The sequence below is a fragment of the Mesorhizobium sp. J8 genome, from assembly GCF_016591715.1.
GTDB lineage: Bacteria > Pseudomonadota > Alphaproteobacteria > Rhizobiales > Rhizobiaceae > Mesorhizobium.
In genome coordinates this window covers 5,992,157-6,004,077 of sequence record NZ_AP024109.1, presented here as the reverse complement: position 1 = coordinate 6,004,077, position 11,921 = coordinate 5,992,157, and the positions used below count along the sequence as shown (strand labels likewise).

The following is an 11,921-nucleotide window of genomic DNA, read 5'->3' as shown; positions in this document are numbered from 1 at the left end:
TCCCGAAACCGTTCCCACTTCGGCAGACATGCTCTAAAGCGCGTCGCGCCGAACCGGATTCAGGCGACGCGCTTTAAATCGGAACGATCAGCGCGTCGGCACCGGATGGTCGCCGCGATAGTCGTAGAAGCCGCGGCTGGTCTTGCGGCCGAGCCAGCCGGCCTCGACATATTTCACCAACAGCGGGCAGGGGCGATATTTCGAATCCGACAGGCCCTCATGCAGAACCTGCATGATCGACAGGCAGGTGTCGAGGCCGATGAAATCGGCGAGCTGCAACGGTCCCATCGGATGGTTGGCCCCGAGCCGCATGGCGGTATCGATGGCATCGACCGTGCCAACGCCCTCATAGAGCGTGTAGATCGCCTCGTTGATCATCGGCAAGAGGATGCGGTTGACGATGAAGGCCGGGAAATCCTCCGAGACGGTGATCGTCTTGTCGAGGTGGTTCACATAGGTCTTGGCCGTCTCGAAGGTCTGATCCTCCGTGGCGATGCCGCGCACCAGCTCGACCAGCTTCATCACCGGCACCGGGTTCATGAAGTGGATGCCGATGAAGCGCTCGGGGCGGTCGGTCTGGGCGGCGAGCCGGGTGATCGAGATCGACGAGGTGTTGGTGGCGAGAATCGCTTCCGGATTGAGCTGCGGGCAGAGCTGCGCGTAGATCTTGCGCTTGACCGTCTCGTCCTCGGTCGCCGCTTCGATCACGAGGTCGGCAGCGGCAAGGTCGGCCATGGCCGGGGCGGCGGAGATGCGCGCCATCGCTTCGTTGCGCGCCTTTTCCTCGAGCTTGCCGGAGCCTACCTGCCGGGCCATGTTGCCGCTGATGGTGGCGATGCCCTTCTCGATGCGGTCGGCCGATATGTCGTGGATCAGGACCTTGTAGCCAGCCAGCGCTGAGACGTGGGCGATACCGCCACCCATCTGACCCGCGCCGACAATGCCGATCGTCTCGATCTTGCTCATGACCCCGATCCCGTCCGGAGCAATTCCGCTTCGTTGAAGCATGAACGCTCCTGCTTGTTTGTTCCTAGCAACTCCGGCGCAAACCGCCGGAATGGCTCAGACCTTGGCGGCCTGCTTTTTGTGCAGCGCAAACTAAAAGGGCGGGGCGACTTCGTCTACCCCACCCTTCGGATTTTAATATGCCAGAACTGGCGGCGTCAAAGCGCCTTTTGCAGCTCCGGCAGGATGACGAAGAGATCGCCGACCAGGCCGTAGTCGGCAACCTGGAAAATGGGCGCTTCCTCGTCCTTGTTGATGGCGACGATGACCTTCGAGTCCTTCATGCCGGCCAGATGCTGGATAGCGCCGGAGATGCCGACGGCGATGTAAAGGTCGGGCGCGACCACCTTGCCGGTCTGGCCGACCTGCCAGTCGTTCGGCGCATAGCCGGCGTCGACTGCGGCTCGGCTTGCGCCGACCGCGGCGCCGAGCTTGTCGGCGACCGGCAGGATGACTTCCTGGAACTTCTCCGAGGAGCCGAGCGCGCGGCCGCCCGAGATGATGATCTTGGCCGAGGTCAGCTCCGGACGGTCGTTCTCGGAAAGCTTGTTCTCGACGAAAGACGACAGGGCGGGATTGGCGGCTGCGCCGACCGTCTCGACCGAAGCGGAACCGCCCTCGGGCGCGGCCGAGAAAGAAGCGGTGCGCACGGTGATGACCTTCTTGGCGTCGGTCGACTGCACGGTCTGGATGGCGTTGCCGGCATAGATCGGCCGCTTGAACGTATCCGGCGAGACCACTTCTATGATCTCGGACACCTGCGCGACGTCGAGCAGGGCGGCGACGCGCGGGGCGATGTTCTTGCCGGCGGAGGTCGCGGGCGCGATGATCGTGTCGTAGCCGCCTGCAAGCGAGACCACGAGAGCCGCCGTCGGCTCGGCGAGGCGCTCGGCGAGCTCGTCGGCTTCGGCGAGCAGCACCTTACGGACGCCTTTCAGCTTGGCGGCGGCGTCGGCCGCGCCCTTGGCGCCCTTGCCGGCCACCAGCACGTCGACATCCGAGCCGATCTGGAGAGCCGCCGACAGCGCCTTCGCGGTCTGGTCGGAAAGGCTTGCGTTGTCGTGTTCGGCGATGAGGAGAATTGCCATTTTCTTTGTCCTTTCCTGACCGCTTAGAGCACGCCGGCTTCGTTCTTCAGCTTCTCGACCAGCTCGGCCACGCTCTTGACCTTGACGCCCGCCTTGCGGCCACCCGGCTCCTCGGTCTTGATCACTTTGAGGCGCGGCTTCACGTCGGCGCCGTAGTCGGCCGGGCTTTTCTCGTCGAGCGGCTTCTTCTTCGCCTTCATGATGTTGGGCAGCGAGGCATAACGCGGCTGGTTGAGGCGAAGGTCGGCGGTGACGATCGCCGGCATCTTCAGTTCCACGGTCTGCAGGCCGCCGTCGACTTCGCGCGTCACCTTGGCCTTGTCGCCGGCCAGCTCCACCTTGGAGGCGAAGGTGCCTTGGGCCCAGCCCAGAAGCGCCGCCAGCATCTGGCCGGTCTGGTTCGAATCGTCGTCGATCGCCTGCTTGCCGAGGATGACGAGGCCCGGCTTCTCGGCCTCGACCACGCCCTTCAGGACCTTGGCGACGCCGAGCGGTTCGGTCTGCTCGTCGGTCTTGACCAGGATGGCGCGGTCGGCGCCCATGGCGAGCGCGGTGCGCAGTGTCTCCTGCGCCTGCTGCGGGCCGATCGACACCACGATGATCTCTTCCGCTTTGCCGGCTTCCTTGATGCGGATCGCTTCCTCGACCGCGATCTCGTCGAACGGGTTCATCGCCATCTTGACGTTGGCAAGCTCGACGCCCAGTCCGTCGGCTTTCACCCGGACCTTGACGTTGGCGTCCACAACCCGCTTCACGGGCACAAGGATCTTCATTTTCCTGTCACCTCTCCTGAGATAGTCGGGGCGCTATAGCAGCGTGCGCCCTGTCAGAGTTGTCGAAAGCCGACATTACGGGCGGAATATCCGCCCAGCGGTGCCGTTTCCGTAGTGGCGGCAAACCGGCGCGTCAATATCCCACGACGCACCCAAATCGGTTCAGTCCCGGGGCATCGCTGCTCCACGGCCCCATTGCGAGGCCGGCTGCGCCGGATCGCTACCCGCCGGCTCGACAGGGACAGGCGGCTGCTGGATGTTGGGCGTCGGGTCAGGCTCGCCGTCGGCGCCGGCCAGCAGCGGCACGCCGCGGCTGCGCAGCACCAGCACCAGGATCGATCCGGCGATGATGCCGCCGATATGGCAGGCCCAGGAGATCTGGTCCTCGCCGCCCGCGGCGAACATCACGATCTGGAACAGGATCCACAGGATCAGTGGGATGAAGGCCGGGATGCGCAGCGGAATGCGGGCAAAGGCCAGCACCCACACTTTCACCCGGGGATAGAGGATCAGATAGGCGGCGACGACGCCGGCGATGGCGCCTGAGGCGCCGATCAGCGGCACCTGCGAATCCCAGCCCACCAAGCCTTGGACGAACGCGCCCGCCGCCGCGCAAGCCAGATAGAAGATCAGGTAGCGGATATGGCCGAGCGCATCCTCGACATTGTCGCCGAACACCCAGAGGAACAGCATGTTGCCGCCGAGATGGAAGATGTCGGCGTGCAGGAACGAATAGGTGAGGTAGCTCAGGCTCTCGGGAATGACGACGAATTCGGGCGACAGCTCGACCTTGTCGTGAACGACCGACGGGATGAAACCCAGGCCGAGAACCGCGGCATTGGTGAAGTTTTCACCGCCAAGCGTGGTCACCAGATAGACAAGCGCATTCGCCACGATCAGGCCGATGGTGACATATTGCAGCCGGATATGGCGCAGCCTGTTGGTGTCGTAGAGCGGGATGAACATCGGACCCTCCCGCCTTCGGATTCAGCGGTTCTTGCCGGGAACCCATAGCACGTCGGCCTTTCCATTGTCATTGACCGCACGGGCGGCGACGAACAGGAAATCCGAGACGCGGTTGATGTATTTGAGCGCCTCGCGGTTGACATGCTCGGCCGGATCCTGCGCCAGCGCCACCATCAGGCGTTCGGCGCGGCGCGCCACCGTGCGGGCAAGATGCAGCGCTGCGGCGGCCGGCGCGCCGCCGTTCAGCACGAAGGATTTCAGCGGCTGCAGGCTTTTGTTGAGCGCGTCGATGTCCTGCTCGACGCGGTCGGTCTGGGCGGCGACGATGCGCAGCGGCTCGTAGTCCAGGGGCTTGCCGTCGTCGGGCACGGCGAGGTCGGCTCCCAGATCGAACAGATCGTTCTGGATGCGCGACAGCATGGCGTCAATTGCGGGATGCTCGGCGGCGGTGTGTATGCGGGCCATGCCGATGCAGGCATTGGCCTCGTCGACGGTGCCATAGGCATCGACGCGCAGGTCGGATTTCAGCCGCCGCTCGCCGGTGCCGAGCCCCGTCGTGCCGTCGTCGCCGGTGCGGGTGTAGATCTTGTTGAGCTTGACCACGCGATCCCCCTTTAAGCGGTTTGGCGCAATTCCGGACGGAAAACCGTGTCCTGGAATTGCTGAGCCCGCGCTATTTGCGTGTGAAATAGACCACCAGCAACAGCAACGCCAAGGCCACGGCCTGCAGCATGATGCGCGCCTGCATCAGCTTGTTCGAGGTGATGCCCGAGCCGCCGCGCATCATGTTGATCAGGCCACGGACCAGCACGATCACCACGGCGGCCATCGCGACGATGGCGAGAATCTTGAAGACGATGAGCATCTGGCTGGCTCCGGTTCAGATCGGTCAGGCGCGCCTGGCGAGCACGCGGTAGAGCAGGGACGCCGGCAGGACGCGTTTCAGCATCGCGCCGATCCTGGCCGGCACCGTTACCACATAGTGCGGGCGCGGGCGCTGTGACAGAAGCGCGTGGCGAAGCGCCCTGTGCACGATCTCCGGCCCTGGCTTCAGCTTCGACACGCTGCCGCCGGCCTGAAGCCGGGCGAGCTGCGCCTGATAATCGGCGCGGTGGACGGAATTCTCGACGTCGATGTTTTTCAGGAACCAGGCGAGGCCATTGCTGGCGATCTTCGACGTCACCGGTCCCGGCTCGATCAGCGAGAGGTGGACGCCGCTGCCTTCGAGCTCCTGGCGCATGCACAGCATCAGGCCTTCGATGGCGTGCTTGGAGGCCGAGTAGGCGCCCCTGAAGCGGACCGGCGCCAGCCCGAGGATCGAGGAGCAATGGACGAGACGGCCGTGCCCCTGGCGGCGCATGACCGGCACGATGCGCCGGGTCAGATCGTGCCAGCCGAAGAAATTGGCCTCGAACTGCTCGCGAAGCGCCGCGACCGGCAGGTCTTCGACGGCGCCGGGCTGGGCATAGGCGCCGTTGTTGAAGAGCGCGTCGAGCGTGCCGCCGGTGCGCTCCAGCACCGCATCGACGAGCGCCGCGATCGATTGGGGCTCCCGATAGTCGAGATAGAAGGCCTCCAGTCCGTCGGCCTCGAGCGCGGCGATATCGTCCGGCTTGCGTGCCGTGGCGAACACCCGCCAGCCCTCCGCCTTCAACGCCCGCGCGCAATAGGCGCCGATGCCGGAGGAAGCTCCGGTGACGATGACGGTGCGCAACTCTTCGGCGGCTGGGCGCGTTGTGGGACCTGGGGTTGCCATTTGCCGCAATCACTTCCCATATTCGCGGCGTTGACACAATCGAGCGGAGCGCGGGCCCTTGCTGCGGAATATCGTCGCCCTCAAGCGCGTGCTCTACGATGCGGTCGGCCATTTCAACACCGATGACGGCTGGGCGATGGCGAGCCATCTGGCGATCACCTCGCTGATGGCGCTGTTTCCGTTCCTGATCTTCGCCACCACACTTGCGAGCTTTCTCGGCGCGCGCGCCTTCGCCGACACGGCCGTGCACCTGGTCTTCGACACATGGCCGGAGCAGATCGCCAAGCCGATCGCGCATGAGGTGCAGAACGTGCTCACCGTAAGGCGCACCGACCTTCTGACCTATGGCGTGCTGCTTGCGGCCTATTTCGCTTCCAACGGCATCGAGGCGTTGCGCACCTCGCTCAACCGCGCCTACCGGGTCACCGAGACGCGCGGCATCATCCACCGCAGGGTGCAGAGCATCATCTTCGTCCTGATCGCCACCGCCTGCTTTCTCGCCATCAGCGTCCTTCTGGTGTTCGCGCCCCTGCTCGCGCGGCTGGCGGAAGCGCATCTGGAGTGGATCAAGCCCTATATGGGCACGATCACCATCTGGCGTTACGTGATCGCCTCGACGGTCATCGTCATCGGGCTGTTCTCGGTGCATATCTGGTTGCCGGCCGGCAAGCGCCGCTTCGTCTCGATCATACCCGGCATCGTCTTCACGCTGATTGCCTGGCTGGTGGGGTCGACGATCTTCGCCACCTATCTCGACCATTTCTCGTCGTATGTGACGACCTATGCCGGGCTCGCCTCGATCATGATCGCGGTCGTCTTCCTCTACATTATCTCGGCGATCTTCATCCTGGGCGGCGAGCTCAACGCCGCGATCAGCCGGTATCTCGAAGCGCGCGCCAGGGTCGGGTGAGTTGGTGCCCGGAAGGAGGAACTGAGGAACTGAAGAATTGAAGAAAGGCGCGATATCTGCCTGCGGTGCTTTTTCCTCAGTTCCTCAATTCCTCAATTCTTCAGTTCCTCTTTCCCTGCCCCGCCGTCGCCAGGGCGACGCCAAGCGTGGCGATCGCCATGCCGGCGATCTGCAGCAGGTTGAGCTGCTCGTCGAAAAGCACCCAGGCGATGACGGCGGTCACGGCGGGCACGAGGTAGAACAGCGAGGCGACCTTCGACATCTCGCCGTCCCTGATCATCACCATCAACAGGAATATGGCACCGACCGACAGCACCAGGACGAGCCAGGCCATGGCGAAGATCAGCTCGCCGTTGACCGTGACGGCGCGCGTCTCGAAGAAGAGCGAGCCCAGGATCATCACGGCGGAGCCGCCGACATATTGCCACATCGTCGCCGAGACCAGATCGCCGCCGGAGGCGTAGCGCTTCTGCCAGATGGTACCGGCGCTCATGCCGAGCACCGAGACGAGCGAGGCGATCAATGTAGCCGCGGTCACCCCGCCGCCGACCGCTCCGAGCTTCGGCCACAGCACAATGACGACGCCGAGCAGGCCGACGGCAAGGCCTGCCCAATGACGCGGCAGGATCGCCTCGCCCAGGAATTTTCCGGCGAGCACGGCGGTGATCAGCGGCTGCAGGCCGACGATCAGCGCCGAAAACCCGGCCGGCATGCCCCGGTGGATCGCCCAGAAGACGGCGCCGAGATAGATGCCGTGCATGAGGACGCCGGCCGCCGTCGCGTGCAGCGCCTCCTCGCGCGTCGCCTTGCGTGAGCCGATGAGAACGGTCAGCCCGGCAAACAGGATCGCCGCGATCACGAAGCGGATGGCAAGGAAGGTGAAGGGTTCAGCCCAAGGCATGGCGTAGCGCGCGCCGATGAAGCCCGTCGCCCACAGAACGACGAAGGATGCGGGAATGAACCGCTTGATGCTCTGCATGGGTGGAAAGCTACCGGGGTGAACGGTTGATGACGGCATTTGCTCTAATGCCGATCAATCCCGCAAGCAAAACGAAACGGTTGATCCATAAGCTAAGTCGAATTCAACAAACCGTGCCAACAGGGGCATGGCGCGTCGCCGCGCCATGGTGAGGCATGTTTTTGCATCTGGACACGACCTGGCTGTTGTTCGGCTTCGCGATCATCGCCGGCTTCGGCTTCTTCTTCGGCACCGCGCTGGACGCCATCATGAAGGAGAGCGGCTTCGGCCCGACCGGCAATACGCTGCTGTTCATCTTCGGCTTTTTCGTCGCGGTGGTGATAGCCCACAAGCATGGCATCAGCCTGAGCGATCTCAAGCTGGCGGTAGCCTGGGGGCTGGGCGGCGCCTTTTCCTTCATCAGCGTGCTGGCGCTGATCAAGGCCGGGATGGCGCGTTTGTAATCACAGCCCAAGCAACCGCGTGACGTCCTGCGGCGACATGCCTGCCTCGCGAAGCGCAGCAAGACCCGTGTCCTTGAAGCTCTTGGACAGCTTCCTGCCGTCCGGGCCGAGGATCAGGCGGTGGTGGAAATAGCGCGGCGGCGAGAGGCCGAGCAGTTGCTGCAGCAGACGCTGCACCCCGGTCGCCGCGTAGAGGTCCTGGCCGCGCACGACATGGCTGACGCGCTGCAGCGCGTCGTCGAGGACGACGGCGAGATGGTAGCTGGTCGGGATGTCGCGGCGGGCGACGATGACGTCGCCCCAGGCCTGCGGCTGCGCTTCGACCGCGCGCGTCGCGGACATCGTCTCGTCGGTGAACTCCACCCATGACAGGCCGGCCGCGAGGCGCGCCGTCGCCGCCTCGACATCGAGCCGCCAGGCGAAGGGCATGTCCTCGGCCAGCCGGCGCTTGCGCTCCCTGGCCGACAGAGCCTTGTCGAGCGGCGGGTAGAGCGGCACGCCGTCCGGGTCGCGCGGCCAGTCGCGGCCGCCTCTCTCGGCGATGAAGGCGCGGATCTCGCCCCGGCTCATGAAGGCCGGATAGACCAATTCCTCGGCTATCAGCCGGTCGAGCGCAGCCTGGTACTCGGCAAAGTGCTCCGACTGACGACGCACCGGTTCTTCCCAGCGCAACCCCAGCCATTCGAGATCACGGAAAATGCCGGCCTCGAATTCGGGTGTGCAGCGGGTGACGTCGATATCCTCGATGCGCAGCAGCAGGCGTCCGCCCGCTTGCGCCGCCATCTGCTGGTTGAGCAGGGCCGAATAGGCGTGGCCGAGATGCAGTTCGCCATTGGGGCTCGGCGCGAAGCGGAATGTCAGGAGCGTCATCTTTCAGGCGGCATTCAGGTTGTCAGGTGCTTCCGCCGGTTGATAGTTAGCCATCATTTGTCGCCCTGGGAACAAGCAACGTGCAACGCATCGCCTCGCTCGACGACATTGCGGCAGGGCTCGACGCCCTCTGCCGGATCGATCCGCGGCTGGAGACGGTGCGCGGCAAGGCGGGCGAGGTGCCGCTCCGGCTGTCGGAGCCGGGGTTTCAAAGCCTTGCCTCGATCATCGTTTCGCAGCAGGTTTCGCGCGCGAGCGCCGATGCCATTTTCGGCCGGCTGGTCAGGCTGGTCGATCCGCTGACGCCGCAGGCAATCCTCGCCGCGGGCGAGGACGTGTTTCGCGAGGCCGGGCTGTCGCGGCCGAAGCAGCGCGGGCTGCTCGCCGTGGCCGAAGCGGTGGCCGGCGGGCTCGATCTCGATCACCTGTGCACCCTGGATGCCGGCGAGGCGATCGCCGCAATGACGGCCGTGCCCGGCATCGGTCCATGGACGGCCGAATGCTATCTGCTGTTTGCCGCCGGCCACCCGGATGTGTTTCCCGCCCGCGACGTCGCGCTGCAGACGGCGGTCGGCCATGCACTCGGCATCGACCCGCGTCCGCCGGAAAAAATGCTTATCCGGCTGGCCGAATCATGGAGCCCCTGGCGGGGGGTCGCGTCGCGGCTTTTTTGGGCCTATTACCGCGAACTGAAGGGCAGGGATGCGGCGCCTCCCGTCGAAATGGCCAAAAAAGCATGAAAATCATGCGTTTTTGAGAGTTTCTGCGAGAGACAATCCGCTTCACATCCCTGTCATGTCGGGCTTACAGTATCCCCGCCGTTCGGTTTAGAACGAAGGAGGCGAAGGACGTGACGGTTGCCGTATCTCCGGATGGGCTTCCCGCGCTGGTGCTGAATGCGGACTACCGCCCGCTCAGCTATTACCCCTTGTCGCTCTGGTCGTGGCAGGATGCCATCAAGGCTGTGTTCCTCGACCGGGTCAATATCGTCGCCGAATACGAGCACGCCGTCTCCTCGCCGACCTTCTCGATGAAGCTGCCGAGCGTGGTCAGCCTGAAAGCCTATGTGAAGCCGTCGCGGCATCCCGCCTTCACCCGCTTCAACGTGTTCCTGCGCGACCGCTTCCAGTGCCAGTATTGCGGGACGCCCGAGGATCTGACATTCGACCATGTCATCCCGCGCCATCGCGGCGGCGCGACGACTTGGGAGAATGTGGTCGCCGCCTGCTCACCTTGCAATTTGAGGAAAGGCGGCATGATGCCGGCCCAAGCCAAGATGTGGCCGCTGCAGAAACCCTATCAGCCGACGGTGCACGACCTGCACAACAACGGCCGCCTGTTCCCGCCCAACCATCTGCATGAAAGCTGGATGGATTATCTGTACTGGGATGTCGAACTCGAACCATAGAGTTCGGCAGAAATCCGCGAGCCCGGCCGTCTGCCGCAGCTTTCTGCGCTTCCGGTGCTCACGTACTCAAGTACGCTCCGCTCCGGTTCTCGAAAGCCGCGCCAGCCAATCCGGGCTGGCGAATTTCTGGACGAACTCTGCGTCGTGCCGTTCGGCGGAAACTGACTCAATCCCGCGCGAGCGCGCTGCGGAAGGCGACGGCGGCCAGCACGAGGCTGGCGATGGCGTTCCAGCCGGCGAGCGAAAGGCCGAGGATGCGCAGTGCGGCCTTGTCGCAGGAGGGCGGCACGAATTTGTCGAGCGCGTCGAGCACGCCCTTGCCGCCGGTGTCGACCGGGCCGGCGCCGGCTGTGCAGTCGGCCGGGCCCGGCCACCAGGCCCATTCGACGCCGGAATGGTAGACGCCGAGATAGAGGCCGTAGAGCATCAGCAAGCCGCCGGCGGCAAGCAGGCCGCGCGTCATCCAGGCCGGCGCGCGCAGCATCGAGGCGATCGCCGCCAGCACCATCAGCGGCGCGCCGACATAGTAGGGGGTGCGCTGCTCGAGGCAGAGATGGCAGGGGATGTAGCCGCCGATATATTGGAAGGCCAGCGCCGAGCCCACGGTCGCGCCCATGGCGACGGCGAGAAACAGCGCCGCGCGCGTGCGCTGGTGTCCGGTGTCGGCATTCATGGTCGCGGTCATCGATCGGGTCCGTTGTTGCGTCGCTATGCGTGGGCGTATCTGACGAGGATATAGAGCAAAATCAGGGCAGCGGCGCCGGCGCCGACAATCAGTCCCAAGCGCTTTTCGATGAACTCCTTGATCTCCTCGCCATAGCGGCGCAGCAGCCAGGCAAGCAGCAGGAAACGCGCGCCGCGCGCCACGATAGCCGAAACGATGAAGACCAAAAGATTGACGTGAAGCGCCCCGGCCAGAATGGTGACCACCTTGATCGGCGGCAAGTGCGCGGCGCCGGACGTGACGAGCAGCACCAGCATCAGCCCGGCGCCTGACGACTGCCACCTCTCGAACGTCTCAAGGCCGCCGAAATGCTCAAGGATCGGCCGTGCTATCGTGTCGTAGGCATAGTAGCCGATCAGCCAGCCGGCTATGCCGCCCAGCACGGACGCAACAGTGGCGGTCAGCGCGTAGCGATAGGCGCGTTTGGGCGCCGCCAACGCCATGGGCAGGAACAGCACGTCGGCCGGTATGAAGAACACGGAGCTTTCGACGAAGGCGATGAAGGCCAGCCACCATTCGGCGGATTTGCGCGCCGCCAGCGACAGGGTCCAGTCGTAAAGTCCGCGAAGCATCGGCTCTCCTAATGCAGTCGACACAATTCCGGGCGGAAAACCGCGGCGCGCTTCTCCAGGAATTGCTCTGATCAATGTCACCCGAGACGCTTGGCGGTTTTGGGCAACGGCAGGCAGGAAGACAAGGACCCAAAGCGCCGCATCCGGCTTCGCATACGAGGCGCTCAACGCTTCGCCTGTCTAGAAAGATTTTCCGCGCCGCACAATGTCCCGCGTCGCCACAATGGCCGTAGGGCGGGCAATGCAGCCGTTTGCGCGGGCAAATCCGCAACAGGCCAGTTGACGAACACCCATCCGCCCGTATAGTCCGCGCCCATCCAGGCCGCCCGGCCTGAGCCCCTATGGCGGAATTGGTAGACGCGCTCGACTCAAAATCGAGTTCCGCAAGGAGTGCTGGTTCGATCCCGGCTAGGGGCACCACCCTTCG

General features: G+C 64.6%; 15 protein-coding genes and 1 tRNA gene. 5 read left to right on the top strand and 11 right to left on the bottom strand.

The features are described from left to right. Window positions 1-87: 87 nt before the first annotated feature. The 7 genes from MJ8_RS28665 to MJ8_RS28635 all read right to left on the bottom strand — a co-directional run bounded on the left by MJ8_RS28665 (window position 88) and on the right by MJ8_RS28635 (window position 5,588). A complete protein-coding gene (locus MJ8_RS28665) occupies window positions 88-966 on the bottom strand; it encodes a 3-hydroxybutyryl-CoA dehydrogenase (RefSeq protein ID WP_201411937.1) in 879 nt (292 codons plus the stop codon). A 197-nt stretch (window positions 967-1,163) separates the two neighbouring features. Next, the gene (locus MJ8_RS28660) at window positions 1,164-2,093 is read right to left on the bottom strand and encodes an electron transfer flavoprotein subunit alpha/FixB family protein (RefSeq protein ID WP_201411936.1); all 930 of its coding nucleotides are present in this window, start codon (window positions 2,091-2,093) and stop codon (window positions 1,164-1,166) included. 23 nt (window positions 2,094-2,116) lie between these two features. After that, a complete protein-coding gene (locus MJ8_RS28655; RefSeq protein ID WP_041000394.1) occupies window positions 2,117-2,866 on the bottom strand; it encodes an electron transfer flavoprotein subunit beta/FixA family protein in 750 nt (249 codons plus the stop codon). Between the two features lie 162 nt (window positions 2,867-3,028). Continuing rightward, window positions 3,029-3,832 carry a rhomboid family intramembrane serine protease gene (locus MJ8_RS28650; RefSeq protein ID WP_201411935.1) on the bottom strand — a complete coding sequence of 268 codons (804 nt, stop codon included), beginning with the start codon at window positions 3,830-3,832 and terminating at the stop codon, window positions 3,029-3,031. Window positions 3,833-3,853: 21 nt separating this feature from the next. After that, complete coding sequence (locus MJ8_RS28645) at window positions 3,854-4,435, bottom strand: cob(I)yrinic acid a,c-diamide adenosyltransferase (RefSeq protein ID WP_201411934.1); 582 nt, start codon at window positions 4,433-4,435, stop codon at window positions 3,854-3,856. A gap of 70 nt (window positions 4,436-4,505) precedes the next feature. Then, a complete protein-coding gene (locus tag MJ8_RS28640; protein WP_040998521.1) occupies window positions 4,506-4,697 on the bottom strand; it encodes a twin transmembrane helix small protein in 192 nt (63 codons plus the stop codon). 24 nt (window positions 4,698-4,721) lie between these two features. Continuing rightward, complete coding sequence (locus tag MJ8_RS28635; protein ID WP_201411933.1) at window positions 4,722-5,588, bottom strand: SDR family oxidoreductase; 867 nt, start codon at window positions 5,586-5,588, stop codon at window positions 4,722-4,724. A gap of 58 nt (window positions 5,589-5,646) precedes the next feature. On the opposite strand from MJ8_RS28635, the gene MJ8_RS28630 reads away from it, so the two are divergent. After that, entirely contained in the window at window positions 5,647-6,498 is an 852-nt protein-coding gene (locus MJ8_RS28630) for a YihY/virulence factor BrkB family protein (protein WP_201411932.1), read from the top strand. Window positions 6,499-6,598: 100 nt separating this feature from the next. Here the strand turns inward: MJ8_RS28630 and MJ8_RS28625 are convergent, their stop codons facing one another. Beyond that, a complete protein-coding gene (locus MJ8_RS28625) occupies window positions 6,599-7,477 on the bottom strand; it encodes a DMT family transporter (protein ID WP_201411931.1) in 879 nt (292 codons plus the stop codon). A 155-nt stretch (window positions 7,478-7,632) separates the two neighbouring features. Here MJ8_RS28625 and MJ8_RS28620 point away from each other — a divergent pair, with 155 nt between their 5' ends. Next, window positions 7,633-7,920 (top strand): hypothetical protein, encoded by a 288-nt coding sequence (locus tag MJ8_RS28620; RefSeq protein ID WP_201411930.1) that lies wholly within the window; start codon window positions 7,633-7,635, stop codon window positions 7,918-7,920. On the opposite strand, the gene gluQRS is transcribed toward MJ8_RS28620, so the two are convergent. Continuing rightward, a complete protein-coding gene (gluQRS, locus tag MJ8_RS28615) occupies window positions 7,921-8,790 on the bottom strand; it encodes a tRNA glutamyl-Q(34) synthetase GluQRS (RefSeq protein WP_201411929.1) in 870 nt (289 codons plus the stop codon). It abuts the gene before it with no gap. 80 nt (window positions 8,791-8,870) lie between these two features. On the opposite strand from gluQRS, the gene MJ8_RS28610 reads away from it, so the two are divergent. Further along, window positions 8,871-9,530, top strand: coding sequence for a DNA-3-methyladenine glycosylase family protein (locus MJ8_RS28610; protein ID WP_201411928.1), 660 nt, complete (start codon window positions 8,871-8,873; stop codon window positions 9,528-9,530). A 110-nt stretch (window positions 9,531-9,640) separates the two neighbouring features. After that, a complete protein-coding gene (locus MJ8_RS28605) occupies window positions 9,641-10,198 on the top strand; it encodes an HNH endonuclease (RefSeq protein ID WP_027167440.1) in 558 nt (185 codons plus the stop codon). A gap of 166 nt (window positions 10,199-10,364) precedes the next feature. Here MJ8_RS28605 and MJ8_RS28600 read toward each other — a convergent pair whose 3' ends face one another. Beyond that, window positions 10,365-10,883, bottom strand: a complete 519-nt coding sequence (locus tag MJ8_RS28600) for a disulfide bond formation protein B (RefSeq protein WP_201411927.1) — start codon at window positions 10,881-10,883, stop codon at window positions 10,365-10,367. Window positions 10,884-10,906: 23 nt separating this feature from the next. Next, complete coding sequence (locus tag MJ8_RS28595; protein ID WP_201411926.1) at window positions 10,907-11,494, bottom strand: YqaA family protein; 588 nt, start codon at window positions 11,492-11,494, stop codon at window positions 10,907-10,909. Window positions 11,495-11,829: 335 nt separating this feature from the next. On the opposite strand from MJ8_RS28595, the gene MJ8_RS28590 reads away from it, so the two are divergent. Next, window positions 11,830-11,914, top strand: a tRNA-Leu gene (locus tag MJ8_RS28590). Window positions 11,915-11,921: the final 7 nt, after the last annotated feature.

Coding starts and splice junctions, on each gene's coding strand:
- MJ8_RS28665 (WP_201411937.1), bottom strand. CDS start 966: ATGAGCAAGATCGAGACGATCGGCATTGTCGGCGCGGGTCAGATGGGT.
- MJ8_RS28660 (WP_201411936.1), bottom strand. CDS start 2,093: ATGGCAATTCTCCTCATCGCCGAACACGACAACGCAAGCCTTTCCGAC.
- MJ8_RS28655 (WP_041000394.1), bottom strand. CDS start 2,866: ATGAAGATCCTTGTGCCCGTGAAGCGGGTTGTGGACGCCAACGTCAAG.
- MJ8_RS28650 (WP_201411935.1), bottom strand. CDS start 3,832: ATGTTCATCCCGCTCTACGACACCAACAGGCTGCGCCATATCCGGCTG.
- MJ8_RS28640 (WP_040998521.1), bottom strand. CDS start 4,697: ATGCTCATCGTCTTCAAGATTCTCGCCATCGTCGCGATGGCCGCCGTG.
- MJ8_RS28635 (WP_201411933.1), bottom strand. CDS start 5,588: ATGGCAACCCCAGGTCCCACAACGCGCCCAGCCGCCGAAGAGTTGCGC.
- MJ8_RS28625 (WP_201411931.1), bottom strand. CDS start 7,477: ATGCAGAGCATCAAGCGGTTCATTCCCGCATCCTTCGTCGTTCTGTGG.
- MJ8_RS28620 (WP_201411930.1), top strand. CDS start 7,633: ATGTTTTTGCATCTGGACACGACCTGGCTGTTGTTCGGCTTCGCGATC.
- gluQRS (WP_201411929.1), bottom strand. CDS start 8,790: ATGACGCTCCTGACATTCCGCTTCGCGCCGAGCCCCAATGGCGAACTG.
- MJ8_RS28600 (WP_201411927.1), bottom strand. CDS start 10,883: ATGACCGCGACCATGAATGCCGACACCGGACACCAGCGCACGCGCGCG.
- MJ8_RS28595 (WP_201411926.1), bottom strand. CDS start 11,494: ATGCTTCGCGGACTTTACGACTGGACCCTGTCGCTGGCGGCGCGCAAA.